Genomic DNA, 19298 nt, shown 5'->3' with positions numbered 1-19298 from the left:
CAACTTGAAGCAGTAACCCATGATAATGTAGCAGTAGCTAATGATACTAATGCCATTACCCAAAGTGTTAATAATATCGCTAATGATATTTTAGAAGATGTAAGAAAGAAGAAGTTTTAAGAACTTCTTCTTTAAATAAGTTCATATACTCTATAAAATAACTACACAATAAACAATAAGAATAAAAAGACATCAATCTATTAATACTTATACTAAACTACTAATCTACTAATCTACTAATCTATTAAACTCTCTTAAACTCTTAATTTGTCTTCAAAACATCTAACATATAGATTTATAAGATTTCAAGAGGCACAACTAATAAAGGTTGCTAACCTCTTAAAAAACCTTTTAAGCTCTTATTTAACCATAACTATTAGAATTTATTAACCTATCTTTATAACTTTGTTTTAAAACAACTAAACTCTTAAAAGCTTTCAAGTCTTTTATTTTAGTCATAACTTCTAAAATTTATTTAATTCTTTTAACCTTTTAACTTATAAAATTTTAACAATTTCATTGATAATCTCTTATCATTGCAAAGCATTGATAAAAGGTTGAAGTAAATTATTATCTCCTATATCATTACAAGAAATAAAACAACAAGCAATCTACAAGAAAGCTAAACACTAAATAGACTATTAATCTAACAAACAAAATTGTCATTGTAAGAGTTCGTAGAACTCGTGGCAATCTAAAAGAATAACCAACAACTTTAATTTAAAGTATTTTTTTAGACTGCCACACTGTGCTTCGCTTCGTTCGTAGTGATATTCTTATACTTGTTAAACTTTCTGAATTATGCTCTTGGAATGATAAAGTTAGAATATCATTATAGGTATTTATCTGTCATTGCGAGGAGCTTCAGCAACAAAGCAATCTAAAAAACAATCAAGAAGCTTAAGCAAACCCATTGGACTGCCATGCAAGTCGTTTCACTGCTTATGGGGATACCTTTATACTTTTGGATTGCCACAAGCTATGCTCTTGTGGTGATACTCTTATATTTATTGCTACCATAAGGTTTAGCAAACCTCTTGCATAGTATCCATCTTCAATAAAAGCAAATTATAGAGAAATCCCATCTAAATAAAGCCAAACTAAACAATGTTTAGCTAAAATCTTCTAAAGATGTAAAAAGGAGGAAACATGCAACCCACAGATAGATTTTACCCTTCTGTTGAGGATTTTAGAGATCCTTTTAGCAGAGATAGAGATAGGATAATCCATAGCTCTTATTTTAGGAGACTTGAATACAAAACACAAGTATTTTTAAACTCAAGCGGAGATAACTTTAGGACACGCCTTACGCATTCATTAGAGGTGAGCCAAATAGCAAGGGCACTTGCTAGAAATTTAGGATTAAATGAAAGCCTAGCAGAAGCCATCGCTCTAGCACACGATTTAGGACACACTCCTTTTGGGCATGTGGGGGGAGATGAGCTTGATAGAGTAATGAAAAGCTATGGCTATCACTGTGGATTTGAACATAATTTTCAGTCTTTTAGAGTGGTTGCAAGTTTAGAGAAAAGATATAAAGAATATGGTGGCTTAAATCTCGCTTTTGCTACACTAGAAGGGATTTTAAAACATTCTTATCCTTATTCTAAAAAATTCTTAAGCACAAAATTGCAAGAAACTTTCAAAATAGATTTTCATCCAAGCCTAGAAGCTATGGTTGTGGATTTATCTGATGAAATAGCCTATATTAGCCATGATATTGATGATGGAATTAAATATGGTTTGATTAGCTTTGAAGATTTATATGAAAGCAAAATTGTAAAAGATTGCATAGAATATGTGATAACCATAGAAAAAATAGAAAAAGAAGACAAAATCTTCCGCCATCGCTTTATTTCAAGGTTAATTTCTTTGCTAGTTTATGATATTTTGGATAATAATCCTAAATTTGATTATGAAAGCCCCGCTTGTTTTGTGTATGAGGCAAAAGAAGCATTGCCTATAAAACGCACAAGAGAAATAGAAAAGGATATTAGATTTTTAAAAAAGATACTTTTTAATAAACTCTACCGCCATGAAGAAATCACTAGAAAAATGTTTATGGGAAAACGCTGTGTAAGAAAGCTTTATGAATGTTTGAATGATGATTTAAATTTATTGCCACAAACTTTAAGGCAAAGAGTGCAAGAAGGAGAAAAATTACATAGAGTTTGTGCAGACTATATTGCCTCTATGAGCGATAGATATGCAATAGCACTTTATAAAGAACTAGGTTTTTAAAGAACAAATTATATTTAGGCTTTTAGTTAAGCAAAATAGATGTAAAATCATCGCCAAAATTTTTACAAAAGAGGATAGAATGCAAGAAAATTTAGAACAAATGGATAAAGATTATGTTTTGCATACTTATGCACGCAATTATACACATTTCATAAAAGGCGAAAATGCAAAACTTTATGATGAAAAAGGGGAAGATTATATTGATTTTGCTTCTGGGATTGCAGTATGCAGTGTAGGACATGGCAACAAAAGACTTGCAAATGCGATTTGCGATCAAGCAAATAAACTTATCCACACTTCTAATCTCTATTTAATAGAACACCAAGCAAAACTTGCCAAAAAGCTTGTAGAACTTAGCGGATATGATATGCGAGTATTTTTTGCAAATTCAGGTGCAGAAGCAAATGAGGGCGCACTAAAAATTGCAAGAAAATATGGAGAAGTTAATGGAGAAATCAAACGCTACCAAATCATCACTTTAGAATCTTCCTTTCATGGACGCACCATTAGCACATTAAAGGCAACCGCACAAAGCAAAATGCACAATTTCTTTGGACCTTTTCCAGATGGCTTTGTATATGCAAAGGATTTACAAGATGTAAAAAATAAAGTGAGCAATATTACTTGTGCTGTGCTATTAGAACTCGTGCAGGGAGAAGGAGGCATTACCCCCTTCCCCAAAGAAGAAATACAAGAACTTGCTAATTTTTTAAAAGAAAAAGATATTCTTTTAATGATTGATGAAGTGCAAACAGGAATTTATCGCAGTGGAGAGCTTTTTGCCTCACAAGTTTATGGAATAACTCCAGATGTAATTACCACTGCAAAAGGTTTAGCAGGAGGAGTTCCAATAGGAGCAGTGCTAACAAGACTAAAAGATATTTTTGCACCAAGCGATCATGGAAGCACATTTGGAGGCAATTTTCTCTCCACTAGAGCAGGATTAGAGGTTTTAAGTATTTTAGAAGAAGAAAAGCAAAGTGGTGCTTTGCAAAGCAAAATAGCTTATTTTAGCCAAAAATTACAAGAACTAAAAAAAGAGTTTGGAGAAATTTTTACAGAAGAAATTGGGCTTGGACTTATGAGAGGGCTTAGAGTAAAAGATCTTGAAAGCTTGAATAAATTTTTAGAGCTTTCCCATAAAAATCGTGTGCTAGTCTTAAAAAGTGGTAAAAATACAGCACGATTTTTGCCCCCTTTAACCATCACACAAGAAGAAATGGATGAGGGCTTTCAAAGATTAAAAAAAGCACTTTTAGAAATGTAGCTTTTTGCTACATTTCTAAAAGCAGTTCTTACAAAAAAGAAAATGAGAATTAGTTTTAAAGATAATATAAACTAAGCCATACTACAATTACCTTAAAAGATTTATTTTTAAGGAATTCCTATGACAATAAGCTCCCTTGAAAATGGCCATAGTGCTGTAATTTTAGGTTTAAATGTAGAAAAACAACTATTAGATAGATTGCTTAGTCTTGGCTTTGCCAAAAGCAAAATTATCAAAAAAATAAAAACTTCCTTGGGAGGCTCTACTATTGTGGTAGAGCTTGATCGCTCTTGTGTAATTTTACGCAAAGAAGAAGCAAAAAGCATCCAAGTGGAGGAAATTAATGGCTAATAAAACAATTAAAGTAGTGCTTGTAGGGCAACCTAATGTAGGAAAAACCTTACTGATTAATGCGATGTGTAACACCCAACTTAAAGTAGGTAATTTTGCAGGGGTTACTATCCAAAAATCACAAGCTTGGACGAATTTTAAAGATTATGAGATTTGTATTATTGATTTGCCTGGAACCTACTCTATTTATGGTTATTCTCATGAAGAGAAAATCACAAGAGAATTTTTAGAAAAAAACGATTATGACTTGATTGTCAATGTAGCAGATTCTACAAATTTAGAAAGAAATTTATTGCTAACCACCCAACTTTTAGACACAAAACAAAAAATAATTTTAGCACTAAATATGAGCGATGAAGCCAAAAATGAGGGCATTGAGATTAACTCTAAAAAAATGGGAGATTTATTAGGAATTCCTTGTGTTTGCGTGTCTGCTAATACCAAAGAAAACTTAAACCATTTATTTAATCTCATTGTTAGCACTTATGAAAATTCTTGCGAGAAAAACAAAAGAATATATAGCGATAGCATAGAAACAGAAATACAAAAAATTGAAAAATTTTTAGAAGAAAAAAAGGACACACATTTAGAAAAATTTCCTCAAAGCTATAGAGAAATAGCTATTGCATTACTTAGGGGCGATGATTATATTTATGATTTTTTACACAATAAATCTATTTTTATGGAGCTTTCACAAAAAGTGCAAAAATCTCAAGAAAATCTTTATATTGCATATAATACAAAATCTAGCAATGAAATTTTTATGCAAGATTTACAAGCCTTTGTAAATGGTATTATCCGCGAAAGTGTAACTTATGGAGCAAGAGCAAAGCGTAATTATACACAGCTTGTAGATAATATCCTTATTAACAAATATATTGGGATACCTATTTTTTTATTCTTTATGTGGCTACTTTTCCAAGCAACATTTACGCTAGGACAAATTCCTATGGATTTTATAGAAGGTTCTTTTGTTTCATTAGGAGAGAGTATTAAGGCTAATCTTTCTAGTGAGCTTCTAGGTTCTTTGATAGCAGATGGGATTTTAGCAGGTGTTGGTGCTGTCATTTTATTCTTGCCCAATATTATTATTTTGTTTTTTGGAATTTCTCTTTTAGAAACTACTGGATATATGGCTAGGGTAGCTTTCTTGCTAGATGGATTTTTCCATAAATTTGGCCTACATGGAAAAAGTTTCATTCCACTTGTAAGCGGTTTTGGTTGTTCTGTTCCTGCATTTATGGCGACAAGAACACTTAAAAACAAAAAAGATAGACTGCTTACGCTATTTATTGTAAATTTTATGAGTTGTGGTGCAAGACTTCCTGTTTATGTGCTTTTTATTGGTGCTTTTTTTCCAAAAGAGCAAGCAGGAAATTGGCTTTTTGGTATTTATATTCTAGGTGCTTTTATTGGTTTAATTATGGCAAAAATCTTGCGTTTAACAGCTTTTAAGGGAGATGATGAGCCTTTTGTTATGGAAATGCCAAAATATAGAATCCCAAATTGGCGTCTTGTATGGTTTAGTGTTTATAATAAGGCTAAAATGTATTTAAAAAAGGCAGGGAGTTTTATTTTAGCAGCTTCTGTGCTTGTATGGTTTGCAACAACTTTCCCAAAACAAACAGAGCTTGAAGAATCTTATGCGTTAAAAATAGAACAAGTTCAAGAAGAAGAGCAAAAAGAAATTTTAGGATTTGAAATGCAAGAGAGAATGATAGAAAATAGCTATATGGGACAAATTGGTAAAGCCATAGAGCCATTTTTTGCACCTCTTGGATTTGATTGGAAGCTTGGGGTATCTCTTGTAAGCGGACTTGCTGCAAAGGAAGTAAGTATCTCTACTATGGGGGTTCTTTATTCTTTAGGTGGGGAAGTAGATGAGAACAATGAAAATCTTATGGAAAAAATTAGAGCAAGCATTCCTCTTAGTGTAGGAATAAGCTTTATATTGTTTGTAATGATTTATAACCCATGCCTTGCTGCAACGATTGTATTTGGAAAAGAAGCAGGAGGCTATCGCTATATTCTTTATCTATTTTTGCTTACCACCACAACTGCCTATATTGTGGCTTGGATAGGTTATACAATCACAAAGCTATTGATAGCCTAAGAGGAGCTTGATTTTTTCCTCCTCTTTTTTGATAACCTCCCCTCTTTTAGCAATTTCATCAAAAATCTTTTCCTTTTCTAAAAAATCTTCTTCTAGACAAATTTCTAATATATCTTTTTGCTTCATATTCTCTTGTTTGTAAAGCTCTTCTAGCTTGTTTAGTCCAATTTTAGAGTTAAAATACACATAAAGTGCCCTAGCAATTTTTTGGCTTTTTGGTCTAAGAACCAAAATGCCCGCATTAGGAATGATTTTTTTACCACTAGCCTCCTTACCAATAATGGCAATTTTTGGATACACACCCCTAAGGGGAAGTAAAATATCATTGGGCTTTAGGCAAAGTTCATCAATTTTTTTAGAATTGGGCTTTAGTGTGCTCTTTCCAAAAGAATTTGTATAGCCATAGTTTTGAAACTCTCTTATTCCAAAATCATAGCAGTTAATAAGCTCCAAATCCCCACTAATACGATGTCCCCTAAAAGAACTTTCAAGATAATTTTTAAGCAAAATTTTCGCTTTTTGTTTAGAATTTATAAAATTACTTGGGAGAAGGTTATCCAGCTCTATTTGTGTGTAATCTAATAATTTTGAAAAAGAAGAATTTTGCTTAGAAGAATAAATATCTAAAATCTCATCTATCCTCACTAAACGATTATATTTCCCCTCTTTGATATAAAAATCACTCGCATCTATAAAAAATACTTTAGAGTTATTATGCGAGATGATAAGCAAAGAAAAATCCTCTTGCTGGCGAAAAAAAAGATTTTTAGGAATGGTAATAATTGCTTCTAACAAATGATTTTTAAAAAGAAAGTTTTTAAGCTCAAATCCTATAGGTTTATACAAAAGTTTAGAAGAGATAACAAATACACATTTTTGTTTAAAAATCTCCACACAACTAGCAACAAACAAAGCTTCTAATGTGCTTTTTTGACTAATATTGTATTTTTCCAAAAGAGGATTATTTTGGTATTTTTTAACAAGAAGATTTTGCAAACTTGGAGGATAGCAAAAAATTTTATCAAAACTTTGTAGATTTGTCATCTGTAAAAAATCGCTATTGCTTAAATTTGTAGGCTCAACTTTCAAAACAGAGGCAATTATTTTTGCAATTTGTATGAGTTTTGGGTGGATTTCACTGCCATAAAAATTTTTAAAAGCCTTTTTTTGATTAATAAATAAAAAAAAGCTTCCCAAACCACAACAAGGACTATAAATGCTCTCTTCCTTTTTTAATTCCATAAGCCCAAAAACAAGTTCATTGATCTCCAAAGGAGTAGCATAATCATAAAGCTTTAAAATACTTTTTTGCACGCAAAGCGTTTGGATAAACTCTTCTAAAGAAGCAAGTTCTGTGGAAGCTTGCAAAACTTCTCTAGCAATTTTTTTGTGGTTTAGCTTTTGTGTAAATTCTAAAGGTTGTATGCCATTATTTTTCAAAAACTCATAAGCATTTTGTGGAAAATATTTATCTTTCCTCTTAAGAAAATCTACTAAAATTTCGCTTTGTTCTTTTAGCAAAACAAGTTGCAATAAAACTTGCAAACTCTCTAAACTATCTCCATAAAAACGATGGATATAATTAAAAAGACTTAGAAGATTTTTCATAGAAACCTATTGATACATGGGTAGCTTTTCAAAAACAAGCAAGATATGGCACACAGCAACAATCACACCAAAGATTAAAAGCATATAAATAGTAAGCATTCCCCCTTTTACCCTATAAGTATTTGGAGAGCCTTTTTCCCTTGAAGCTTTTAATAAAAGTGCAGGGATAATAACAGACCAAATAGTAGCAGCAAGCCCAGCCCAACCAATAGCATATAAAAATCCATCAGGATAGATACTAGCAAAAATCAAAGGGGGTAAAAAAGTAACAAGTAAGGTTTTGGTTCTTCCTAGTCTGCTATCATCAAAACCACACAAATCTGCCATATAATCAAACAATCCTAATCCAGCACCCAAAAAAGAAGTGGCTACTGCTAAAAAAGAAAAAATCTCTAAAGCTTTTATAAGTAGGCTACTATTTAATCCTGCTCCAGCAGCCCTTAGTAAATCATCTACATTGCCACCCTCGGCAATAACTTGCTTAAAACCCTCTCTAGCAATGTTTCCATCACTTGCAATTATCCAAACAACATATGCAAAAAATGCAATGAATGTTCCATATAAAAGGCATTTATTAATAGATATAGGATCTTTGCCAAAATATTTTACAAGGCTAGGCACAGAAGCATGGAAACAAAAAGAAGTTAGATAGGTAGAGAGTGCTGCAAAGATATAAATAGTATAGTTGTTTTCTGTGCTTGTGCTATTTAAAAGAAAATCAATTTTAATTTCTCCTAGCATTCCACTCATTGCAAAGATAAAGGTAAGCACCATTCCACCAATCATAATTACAGAAATTCTATCTACTGCATAGGTGCTCCACCAAACACAACCGCTTAAAAAAAGAGCAAAAAAGATACCGCTAAGCAACCGAGTATAGTTTGAAGAATCTATACCAAAAAAAGATTTAAAAATAGGCTCAACCACGGAGCCTCCGCCACTAATATAAGCATAAATCAAAATATAAAGCACAAACGCAACGCTTAATCCATTGATAAGATTCCAAAATTTACCCAAATTATCTTGCACAAGTGTATGAAAACTTGCACCAGGCTTGTAGTTTAGATTTACCTCCAAGAGTGCTTGTGAAGAAAAAAGCATCATCATCCAACTTATAAACAATAAAGCAATGGAATACCACAGCCACATACCTGCTGAAATTGTAGGCAAAGCAAGCATACCAGCACCAATAGCTGTCCCTGCTACTATCATTGTCCCACCTAATACACTTGGCTTTTCATTTAATCCTAGCATCTATCAAACCTTTTAAGCTTTTTAATAAGCCAAGATTATAACAAAAATCTATAAAATTTACCTCTATTTACAAAAATTGGCTGGGTATTTTCTTTTAAAAATCTTTTAAAGCATATAAAAAGTCTCTAATATCGCTTACTTGATCTCTTACCCATTCATCTACACTCATTTTTTCATCATCTTCATAAAAGTGAGGATTATCAAAAGCTCTATTTCTAAATCACTTAACTCACATTCTACATCATCAATGAAATTTTTAAGAGTTGCACCTTTAAACTCTTTTTCATTGCATTCTAAATTTGTAAATCTTCATTAAATAATTTTTCATCTTTCATTTACAATTTTCTAATATATAAACCTTTTGAAATTCTTTGATATGAAAATTGACATCAGTAAAGTGAATTTCTATTCCCTCATTCACTTTCTTTAGCCTTTTTTATAGCGTCGTTTAAAAGTTTGGAATATTCATCATGATATTTACCCAATAAGTCAAAATCTTCTTCTCCATCAATTTCACAATGAGAAGAATCATATGCTGGTAAATTAAATTTCTTTCTGATTTGCTCTGAAGTCATTGCTCCTGCATCTTTTAAAAGTTTTTTATTTCTAGATCCTTTTGCAATATCTAAAGGGGTGCTTGGGGTAGCAAAATTTACATTGGCTCCAAGTTCGATTAAAAGCTGTGTAACCCTATAAGTTTCTGCTTCTTTTACAGCTTCAAATAAAAGGGTTTTGTTGTTGCATTTTCTTAATTTACTAAAAGTTTGCATATTTACATTAGCTCCTCCTTTAATGGCTAGTTCTAATAATTCATAATTATTTCGTCTAGCCCAAAAATGCATAGGAGTGTCCCCATGTTCATCATGCACTTCAAATTTAGCCCCACGATTGACTAGATACTTAATGATTTGAGAGTTTGGATTATCAGCGCTTAGTATATAATAATAAATTAAAGCGTTTTGATAAATACAAGGATCATCTTCTACTTTTTTCATTAAAATATATTTATCATTAGCTTCTTTGATATGTTTCATATCAATAAGAACAAAATTATATTTAGGATCTTTTAAACTTAAACCATACTCATCAAATAAATAATCTAAAATAGAAAAATCATTATTGTTTTCTTCGCAAGCAAATGCGGCTCTTGTTATTAAGTTAAAAGGATCAAATAAAGGAAAGTCTCCATCTTTATCTTTGATATTAAGCTCGTAACAAGATATTTTTACAGGATAATTTTTTAAAATCTCTTTTACCTTAGCTAAATCATTATCATCTATAGCTTCAAGAACTAAATCTTCTAACTCATCTTTTTGTTTGTAATTCATAGCTTTGATATCTTCTAGTTTTTTCATTTGTTTTTCCTTTCTTTGTAAATTTGGGTTTTAATTTAAGAAAATTGCTTTTATCTGCTCTTAAACCTTTACTATCTATGATAATTTGCATTTAACCTCTTTTGAAATCTTGCATTCTATTGGAATAAATAAAAAATCGGGCTATCTTTTTTAGCCACCTCCTTTAATTCTTTAAAGCTAAAATCTAGCTCAATAGCTCCGCTTGCATAAGGTGCTATTTCATAAACATTATAAATAAAAGTTATACCTTTTGGGCTTATTTGAAAACCTGATGGAAACTCGCTTAAAGGATTATTAGATTTAAAAATCTTATCTTTATTGACTTCTTTTTTGATTTTGGCTTCTAAAAGCACTAAAAGTTCATTATTAAATACATCTTCAGGATTTAGTTCTAGCTCCTTTTTGTCTTTTATAATATAAATTTTATTGTTGTAAAAAGGCATTCCATGTGCTCCTCCTGTAAATGTATAAGAAAAATAATCAAAAGCAATAATATTTTCATCAACATAGCTTATACTTAAATCTTGATCAAAATTTGAGCTAAAATCCATCTCATAGTGATAAGAATAAATCTCTTCATCGCCTTGCCATTCTTCTATCTGATAGCTTTTGTTCTTTAGTTTATCAAACTCTAGGGCAAAAACTTTATCCAAAGAATGCCACACCTCACTTTTATCATCCATATCTAATAAAAAAGGAAAATACAAAGTGTTAAACTCTCTTGCTTCTTGGCTTTTATCATCTAAATAAGGCAGAGTAAAACTATAAGCAAAAGAGGTAGTATAAAGTTCATCTTTTTGCATTCTTTTGTTTTTTAGCGGAAACTCTTTTTTAACTTTATCCACTTCTTTTTTACTTAAATCTATGATGTCGCTCCCTATAAATTTGCCAAAACGCCTCTCTTCTATGGAAAAATTTGCAAAATTGATATTGCTAAATGCACTATTTCTCTCGCACAAATAAAATCTTTTACCATTTAAAGAAGAAGTCATATTAGAAAACTCCCCATATTTTGTCATCCCATTACTCTGCCAAATCCCCTCTATTTCAAAGCCTTGACAGCTTTTAGAGCCTTCTTGGTTAATTTTTAGCTCCTTTATTTCTTTTAATTTTTTAATTTGTGCTTTTTTATCTAGTGTGCTTCTTGGATTAATTTGGTTATTTGCAAAAGCAAAAGGCAAAGTTAGCTTTAAAACTTTCATTCTTTTTAGGCTTTCATCTCTTAAATTCTCTAGGCTTTCAATGGTGTTAAAATATTCTAAATCTTTAAAGGAATAATACGCCCATACACGCACTTCCCTAGCTTCTCCTTTGTCATCTTCTATAAAGCCATCTAGCTGATAAAAGCGAGAATTGTATAAAAGCCCTCTAGAATCTAAATAGGTTTTAGCTTCTGTGCCATCTTTATTGGTGCGTATGATAAATTCCTCATTGATTTTTGTATCTTCTTTAACAAACAAAATATCCCTATCTTGTAAATCCAAAAATATAGAATAGCTTTGCTCTTGTAAATTTTCTTTTTGAAGATTGCTTTGTGCTAGAATAAAACCGCTAAAAATAAATGCCAAAATTAACTTTTTCATTTTTGCTCCTTTTTCTTAGCTTTATTGATATGTTTTATAAACACAAAGGCGTTAAAATCATCAATTTCTTTGATATTGTCGCTATAATCGTATTTTAGATTAATATAAGTAGGCTTTATGCTAATTAGCATTTCTTTGGTTTTATAAGTCTTTGTCTCCTCTCTCAAAAGATCCTTTAGCGGAATTTTAACTACAAGTGTATTTTCATAGCCCATTAAAAGCGATTTTTCTTGCAATTTAAAAGTATAAGCTCCATAGCTTTGTCTTTGATGAACATCAAGATCTATCATCTCATAATCATCAAATTTCACAATCTCGCTCCTTTTATGCAAAAAATGGCTTTTAAAATAGGTTTTAAATTCTTTGGTTTCACTCTTATTTATACCCACTTTACAATGCACACGATCTCTAATACCCCTATAAGAATTAAGAAAATCTGCAACATCTTCACAACGCCTAAGAGCTGTGTTAAAACTTTCTTTTTCAAGTTTTCCATAGGCTTTTATGAAATTTTCTTCATTGGATAGATTAAAAGAAAGCTCTTTAAAAATCTTGCTTTGCACCCTAAGGCTAAGAGGCAATGAGATATTAGAAGAAAGAAGTGCTAAAATGGAAGCCAAAATAAGACTAAAAAATAACCCACGCTTTGTAAAATACAATAAAGAGGCACAAAAAATATAAAAACTAAGAGTTAGCACAAAGATTCTACTAGGCGTGAAAGAATACTCGCTAAGTCTTAAAAATATCGCCCAAAGTGCGATAATACTTAAAAGCAAAGCCACAATCGCATAAAAACTAAAGATTTTATTTTGCCCTCTAATTCCTCTATTTACAAAGGCTAAATTTAAGACAAAAAATCCAAACCACATCACAATATGCACTATGCTATCAAAACTTCTAATAGGTGCGATAAAATACAAAAGGAGTAAAATAATGTAAGAAAATGCAAAAATATCAAAGATTAAAAGCACAATTTTAAGTGCTTTAGAATAGCTAATACGCTCTTGCATTCCCAAAAATGCAACCCCTGCAATAAAGCCAAAAATGATTGCTAAATAATTAAACCCTCTCCATGAGTCTATGGATAACAAAAAATGTGATCCTGCTAGTAAAATGCCGAGCAAAATAAGACACAGTAAATATAAAGATAAAACAAATAAAAAACGCATTACAAGCGTGCTAAAAATCTCATAAGACTCTTTTATGCTTACTGCTAAAAATGCAAAAATTAAGGTAAAAATCAATCCATTAGCGATAAAAAAATTATCATATAATGCAATTTTGTATTCTCTAAAATTCATACCTTTTTCTGTATAAATTCCATCAAAAAGTAAAAAATAAACAACTATACTTATTAATATTGTTATAAAAATTTCTATTTTTTTATTCTTTTGTGGGTAATATTTTGACACAAAGGTTTCTAAAAAAAGAGTAAAAGCCATCATAAAAGTAAAAAAATGCACCAGAGTGATTGTAGTAAAACGGCTAGAAAGAAAAAATGTTTTCTCATCTACAAAACTCAACAAAAAAAGACAAAAAAGTGCATAGACAAACAAACTTAGCGGATATTTCATAAAAGCATTTTTAAATAGAACTTTCAAAATTCAATCTCCTTGGGTTAAGTTTTTAATTATAACACAAATATGAATTTGATTTATCAAAGTAAATTTTTGCTTCCATAGATTTTAATAGAGTTTGCTTTGTTTAAAGTAAAAAAGTGGGGGGTTCATAAACTTTCCAAAAGTTTTACCTCCCAAAAAATTTTATTGTTCTGCTAAGATTTGCATTTTATGATCTTTTAATTCTACATATAATTCTTTTTCGCCACTAAAACTATAAGTAGGTGCTTTATAATCTTCATAAAAGCTAATTTTAAAAAGGTTGCGATTTGCATCATTAGGATAAGGAGAAATATTTATTTTGCTAAAAAGAATGCTTTTTTGCTCATTTTTTGCAAAAATTCTGCGTTTTGTTTTTGAAAAATCATCAAATTTTGTGCCATCAAATCTAATAAATTCCGCACTGCTATAAAAACCAAGATAGGTTTCTACATCATTTTGCTTCCAAGCTTCTTTCCATTCAAATAAATTTGCTAGAAGTTGTGCTAAATCCTCTGCTTTTGCTTCTGTAACTTTATTTTCAAAAGTAATTAGTAAAGACTTTTTATAATCTATTGTTTTATCCACCATTGTTAAAAGATTGTTTTCAATAGCAATACAGCCTTTTGTGTTTAACTCTTCACGATTTCCATTTAAAGGCATACCATGAATCCATATCCCATAACCTGTGCGTTTATGAAGCTTATCAAAAAGATTTGGATAAGAAGTGCTAAAAGCTAAAGGACCATAATACTGATCTAAATTACTAAGTCTTGCATTAAGTTTATACACACCAATAGGAGTTGCCAAATCCCCCTCTTTTTGCTTGTGTCCCAACTTTGAACCTACAAGTGCATTTGTATTTAATTTCTCTTCCCATTTATTATTTTGCAATTCATAAAGTCTCAAAGTAGGAATGTTCTTAGTTGCCACAAAAAGATATTTCAAATCCTCATAATAACCATAGCGAGTATCTTTCTCTTTTAAAGCTTCTTGCCAAAAAGCTTTAGTTTGCAACACTTTATCAATTTTTTTCTCTATGGCTTGCACTCCACCTTCTCTATAGAGTTTCACCCATTCAAAGTCCGTTGCATTCGCACATACTGCTAATAGTAAAATTAAAAATATTCTCATTTATACTCCTTAAAGATTAATCTTCAAAATTATAACCGATTTTTTTAAGACTTTCTTTCTCTTTGCTCCAACCTGCAACAACTTTAACAAAAAGCTCTAAAAAAACCTTTCTTCCTACTAATTGTTCTATTTTTTCTCTTGCATCTTTTCCAATGCGTTTTAGCGTAGCACCACCCTTGCCAATGACGACAGATTTTTGACTCTCTTTATGCACAATAATAGTCGCTTTAATATAATCTAGCTTTGGTTTTTCTTGGTAGAGATTTAAAACAACATCACTTTCATAGGGTATCTCATCACTTAGATTTTCAAAACAAGATTCCCTTATGAACTCTTTTGCAATCTCTTTGGTGCTATTAGGAGTTAAAAGCTCTAAATCATAATAATAAGGGTGGTTTGGCATTTCTTGTGCAATAATCTTTAAAGCATGTTCTAAACTACCTTTATCTTTGCAAGATACTGGCAAAAGTGCTAAATACTTGTCTTGATATTTTTCATATTCTTTGATTTTTTCAAATAATTTTTGCTTATCTACACTATCTGTTTTTGTGAGAAGCAAAAAATGTTTTCTATCTCCATAAAGCTCTAAAAACTCTTCATAAAAACTTACTTTATCACTAATAGGGGCTAAAAAAATTGCTAAATCACAATCTTGCATTGCTTGCATAGCCTCTTTTAGCATATATTGGTTGAGTAATTTTTCTTGCTTATGTATGCCTGGAGTATCTACAAAAATAACTTGCACTTCCTTATACATGACAATCATATTCATACGCTTTCTTGTCGCATTAGCCTTATGCGAAACTAATGCTAACTTTTCTCCCATTAAAGCATTTAAGAATGTGCTTTTACCTGCATTAGGACGCCCCAAAACTGCCACAAATCCCGATTTTGTCTCCAAAACAATCCCTTATAAAATATAACGCGCTACATCACTATCAGACACTATTGCTTCTAGCCTTTCTTGCACAAGCTCTTTGGTGATTGTAACGGTTTGATTTTTATAATTTTCTGCTTCAAAACTAATTTCTTCAATCACTTGCTCTACAACTGTATGCAAGCGTCTTGCACCTATATCTTCAGTTTTTTCATTTGCCATTTGAGAATAATGTGCTAAAGCTCTAATGGCTTCATCGCTAAATTCTAGCGTTACTTCTTCTACTTTTAAAAGGGCTTCATATTGTCTTAAAATAGAATTTTTAGTCATCGTTAAAATTTTATAAAGCACTTCTTCATCAAGACTATCTAGCTCCACTCTTAATGGAAATCTTCCTTGCAATTCTGCAATCAAATCACTAGGCTTACTAAGAGAAAAAGCACCCGCTGCAATAAATAAAATATGATCAGTTTTAATACTTCCATATTTGGTATTTACCACACTTCCTTCAACAATAGGCAATAAATCTCGTTGCACACCCTCTTTGCTAGGATCTTGACGCCCACTAGAATTAGAACTTACTGCAACTTTATCAATCTCATCAATAAAAATAATTCCGCTACTTTCTGCTCTTTTTAACCCCTCTTGTTTAATAGCTTCTAAATCTAGCAAAGCTTCACTTGCTTCAATCTTTAAAAGCTCTTTAGCTTCTTTAATGGTTACTTCTTTTTTAGCATTGTCTTTTGGAGTGGCAATAAATACTCTAGCAATTGTTTCTTGCACTTTGGCAAATTCTGCTGGCATATTTCCATCATCAATTTCTAAAGTGCGTTTTGGAACTTCAATTTCTATTTTTAGATGATCCATTTGCCCTTCTTCTACTTTTTGACGCATTTTAGAAGCAGTATTTTCATATTCTTCTTGTTTTTGCTCGCTTGCACCTTGTGGAAGCGGTGGGATTAACTTTTGCACGATTTTATCTAGGACATATTTTTCAATATTTTGCGCATTTTTAATTCTATGTTCTTCTTTTACAAGATTGATAGAGGCGATTACTAAATCTCTTACCATAGATTCTACATCACGCCCCACAAATCCAACTTCAGTGTATTTACTTGCTTCTACTTTAACAAAAGGAAGTCCCATCATTTTTGCCATTCTTCGTGCAATTTCTGTTTTTCCAACTCCAGTTGAGCCAATCATTAAAATATTTTTTGGCATCACTTCTTCTTGAATTTCTTTAGGTAACTGCAAGCGTCTATAACGATTTCTAAGTGCGATTGCTACAACTTTTTTAGCCTCTTTTTGTCCTATAATATATTCATCTAAATAAGCTACAATTTCTTTTGGACTCATTGCTGCAAAATTTTCCACGATTATTTTCCTAATTCTAAAATTTTAATATTTTGGTTAGTATAGATACAAAGCTCTCCTGCAATTTTAAGCGATTCTTCTACAAGCCCTCTTGGGCTTAGATTATTAGAAAATCTATCCAAGGCTCTAGCAGCTGAAAGTGCGTAATTTCCTCCACTTCCAATTGCAGCGATTTTTCCATCTTCTGGTTCTACTACATCACCTGTTCCGCTTAAAATAAACAAATGCTCACAAGTTAGCACTATCATCATAGCTTCTAATCTTCTTAAATATTTATCTTTTCTCCATTCTTTTGAAAACTCAATAACAGATTTTAGCAAATCTCCTTTTTTATTCTCCAAAATACCTTCAAACATATCAAAAAGAGTAAAAGCATCTGCAGTGCTTCCTGCAAATCCACTTAAAACTTTGCCATTATAGAGAGTGCGTATTTTTGTTGCATTACCCTTTAAAACACAATTTCCAAAAGTAACCTGCCCATCTCCGCCAATTACTGCCCCTTCTTTGCCCTTATAGGCAAGTATCGTTGTTGCTTCAAACATCAAAGTGCCTCAATATCAATTTTTAATTTTGCATTAATTCCATGCCCTAATTTTACATCTACTTCATAAATTCCTGTAGATTTAATAGGGCTTTTTAATTCTATTGTTTTTTTATCAATTTCCAATCGGTGTTCTTTGGCTAAATGCTGTGCAATCTCTTCTTTTGTAATTGCACCATATAAAGAACCATTTGCACCTACTTTTTGTTGTATTTTCAAAGTAATTTCACCAATTTTTTTAGCAGTAAGCTCCATTAAAGATTTTTCCTCTGCTGCCATCTCTTCTGCTTTCTTTTTTGCTGCTTTATATTTATTAATCACTTCATTAGTGGCAAAATCAGCCATTCCTTTTGCGATTAAGAAATTTTTACCATAACCATCTTTTACTTCGCAAACTTCGCCTTTCTTGCCTAATCCTTTTACATCTTGTAATAACAATACTTTCATTTTTGCTCCTTTAAGACTTTTTAATTTTATCCAATTCACTCTTAAAAGCACGATTGCAAGCTATATTATATCTTTTTATCATAAACAAAAAGTCAATTCCTACAGTTGCAACCAAAGTGCTAAATCCTCACCTACCATTTGTGTGTGTAAAATTTTGCAATTTGCTTCTATTTGCATTATTTTTTGAAACTCCGCACTAAATCTAGGAGAAATCAAAAGTAGCAACAAATCACAATAAGGCTTTAAGGTTTTTAAAAACTCACTCCCCCCCTCACAAAAAACAAATCCTTTCAATTTTGGTATCTTAGAAACAATCTCTATTTTTCGCAAAGGCACATCAAAAAGAGGTGCTGTTTTTGGAAAATTTTGCATTTTAGTTAAAATCACAACATTAGGATTCTTTTTGTCTTTAAAAGTAGCAAAGCGTGTATCTAGCGTTGGATTATCTTCTCTAATAGTTTTTCCTGAAATCAAAAGAGTTTGAGAAATTGCTCTTATATTATGCATAAATTCTTGCATTTTAGGAGAGCTAATCTGCCCTCCCTCTATACTTCCATTTAACCTACTTGCATATTTAAAAAGCACAAAACTCCCTTTATTTTGTAAGCATACAAAAGGAAACAAAAGCTCCTCTGCTTTTTTATGGATTGTTTGTAGCTCTTCTAACTCCCATGCTTTTATCACGCTAATCCCTAAACTTTCTAAAAACTCTGCACCCCCACTTGCTAAAGCATTCACATCTTTAGTTGCTATGCAAACTTCTTTTATTTTAAGCTCTGCTAGAAGCTTTGCACATGAGGGCGTTTTACCCTCATTTAAACAAGGCTCTAAACTCACATATAAGGTGCAATCTTCAAAAATATTTTTAGCATTTTCTTTTAAAAACTGATGGATTTCCCTAGATTCTTCTAACTCAAAAATCCGCTTATCACTTGTAAGCTCACAATAAGCCTCTTGCAAAGCCAAAACTTCTGCATGGGGCTTTCCTGCTTGTTTGTGTGCTTGTAAGCTTAAAATTTTTCCATATTTATCTAAAACCAAAGCCCCTACTGCAGGATTTGGAAGCGTGAGTGCTTGAAACTTCCAAGCCTCCTTTAATATTAAATCAAAGTAAAATTCCATTACCATACAAAATAAGTTTGTGCTTTTTTAATTTCGCTCTTAGGTATAGTAATGCCACCCTCTAAGATTAGTGAGTCTTGTGTAACCTCTTCTAATTTGCCTTTATGTTCTGCTTTTGAAAGAAGCTTGATTTTAACAAGCTCTCCTATGGCACTTTTATAATGCTTGTCGTTTTTTAAAACTCTCTCAATCCCTGGAGAGCTTACCTCTAAAAAATATTCCTCAAACTCTGGCATTTCTACATCTAAAAGTGGCGAGAGCATAAGACTTACCTCTTTGCAATCTTCTAAACTCAAATTAGGTTTTTTTGTAATAGATATGCGTAAGATTTGATGATCATTTTCTTTTAAAAGTGCAATATCATAAAGCTCACACCCAAAACTTTGCACTAAATTTTCAATTTTTTGTTCTAGCTCTTGTGAAATTGCCATAT

The 19298-nt window shown here is 31.5% G+C and carries 16 protein-coding genes; 4 read left to right on the top strand and 12 right to left on the bottom strand.

All coding sequences use genetic code 11. From position 1 onward, the window contains the following. Window positions 1-1149: 1149 nt before the first annotated feature. The 4 genes from B6S12_RS02135 (at window position 1150) to feoB (ending at window position 5972) form a co-directional block, all read left to right on the top strand. Window positions 1150-2241, top strand: a complete 1092-nt coding sequence (locus B6S12_RS02135; RefSeq protein ID WP_111229170.1) for a deoxyguanosinetriphosphate triphosphohydrolase family protein — start codon at window positions 1150-1152, stop codon at window positions 2239-2241. 79 nt (window positions 2242-2320) lie between these two features. Continuing rightward, window positions 2321-3508: an aspartate aminotransferase family protein gene (locus B6S12_RS02130; protein WP_111229169.1), complete on the top strand. Its 1188-nt coding sequence runs from the start codon at window positions 2321-2323 to the stop codon at window positions 3506-3508. Between the two features lie 120 nt (window positions 3509-3628). Then, entirely contained in the window at window positions 3629-3859 is a 231-nt protein-coding gene (locus tag B6S12_RS02125) for a FeoA family protein (RefSeq protein ID WP_111229168.1), read from the top strand. Continuing rightward, window positions 3852-5972, top strand: a complete 2121-nt coding sequence (feoB, locus tag B6S12_RS02120) for a ferrous iron transport protein B (RefSeq protein ID WP_111229167.1) — start codon at window positions 3852-3854, stop codon at window positions 5970-5972. The genes B6S12_RS02125 and feoB overlap by 8 nt, the downstream gene beginning before the upstream one ends. Here feoB and B6S12_RS02115 read toward each other — a convergent pair. From B6S12_RS02115 to rimP, 12 genes are all read right to left on the bottom strand, one after another. Next, entirely contained in the window at window positions 5958-7580 is a 1623-nt protein-coding gene (locus B6S12_RS02115) for an N-6 DNA methylase (protein WP_111229166.1), read from the bottom strand. The two genes, feoB and B6S12_RS02115, sit on opposite strands and share 15 nt — an antisense overlap. A gap of 6 nt (window positions 7581-7586) precedes the next feature. Further along, window positions 7587-8834, bottom strand: a complete 1248-nt coding sequence (locus B6S12_RS02110; protein WP_111229165.1) for an aromatic amino acid transporter — start codon at window positions 8832-8834, stop codon at window positions 7587-7589. Window positions 8835-9247: 413 nt separating this feature from the next. Continuing rightward, a complete protein-coding gene (locus tag B6S12_RS02105; protein ID WP_111229164.1) occupies window positions 9248-10189 on the bottom strand; it encodes an ankyrin repeat domain-containing protein in 942 nt (313 codons plus the stop codon). Window positions 10190-10305: 116 nt separating this feature from the next. After that, window positions 10306-11772, bottom strand: a complete 1467-nt coding sequence (locus tag B6S12_RS02100) for a DUF3298 and DUF4163 domain-containing protein (protein ID WP_111229163.1) — start codon at window positions 11770-11772, stop codon at window positions 10306-10308. Then, on the bottom strand, window positions 11769-13373 hold the full coding sequence (locus tag B6S12_RS02095; protein ID WP_111229162.1) for a DUF4153 domain-containing protein: 1605 nt from the start codon (window positions 13371-13373) through the stop codon (window positions 11769-11771). Before B6S12_RS02095 ends, B6S12_RS02100 begins: the two co-directional genes overlap by 4 nt. A 162-nt stretch (window positions 13374-13535) precedes the next feature. Then, a complete protein-coding gene (locus B6S12_RS02090) occupies window positions 13536-14504 on the bottom strand; it encodes a L,D-transpeptidase family protein (protein ID WP_111229161.1) in 969 nt (322 codons plus the stop codon). A gap of 16 nt (window positions 14505-14520) precedes the next feature. Further along, window positions 14521-15405, bottom strand: coding sequence for a GTPase Era (gene era / locus B6S12_RS02085; RefSeq protein WP_111229160.1), 885 nt, complete (start codon window positions 15403-15405; stop codon window positions 14521-14523). A 9-nt stretch (window positions 15406-15414) separates the two neighbouring features. Beyond that, a complete protein-coding gene (gene hslU, locus B6S12_RS02080; RefSeq protein ID WP_111229180.1) occupies window positions 15415-16737 on the bottom strand; it encodes an ATP-dependent protease ATPase subunit HslU in 1323 nt (440 codons plus the stop codon). A 20-nt stretch (window positions 16738-16757) separates the two neighbouring features. Continuing rightward, window positions 16758-17297: an ATP-dependent protease subunit HslV gene (gene hslV, locus B6S12_RS02075; RefSeq protein ID WP_111229159.1), complete on the bottom strand. Its 540-nt coding sequence runs from the start codon at window positions 17295-17297 to the stop codon at window positions 16758-16760. Beyond that, window positions 17297-17743: a 50S ribosomal protein L9 gene (gene rplI / locus B6S12_RS02070; protein ID WP_111229158.1), complete on the bottom strand. Its 447-nt coding sequence runs from the start codon at window positions 17741-17743 to the stop codon at window positions 17297-17299. Before rplI ends, hslV begins: the two co-directional genes overlap by 1 nt. 99 nt (window positions 17744-17842) lie before the next feature. Next, entirely contained in the window at window positions 17843-18865 is a 1023-nt protein-coding gene (gene ribD, locus B6S12_RS02065; RefSeq protein ID WP_245892477.1) for a bifunctional diaminohydroxyphosphoribosylaminopyrimidine deaminase/5-amino-6-(5-phosphoribosylamino)uracil reductase RibD, read from the bottom strand. Then, window positions 18865-19296 (bottom strand): ribosome maturation factor RimP, encoded by a 432-nt coding sequence (gene rimP / locus B6S12_RS02060; protein WP_111229156.1) that lies wholly within the window; start codon window positions 19294-19296, stop codon window positions 18865-18867. The genes ribD and rimP overlap by 1 nt, the downstream gene beginning before the upstream one ends. Between the last annotated feature and the right edge of the window lie 2 nt (window positions 19297-19298).

The organism is Helicobacter valdiviensis (genome assembly GCF_003245365.1).
Taxonomy (GTDB): domain Bacteria; phylum Campylobacterota; class Campylobacteria; order Campylobacterales; family Helicobacteraceae; genus Helicobacter_D; species Helicobacter_D valdiviensis.
Note: the sequence above shows the minus strand (reverse complement) of the source record. Positions and strands in the feature narration are given on the sequence as shown.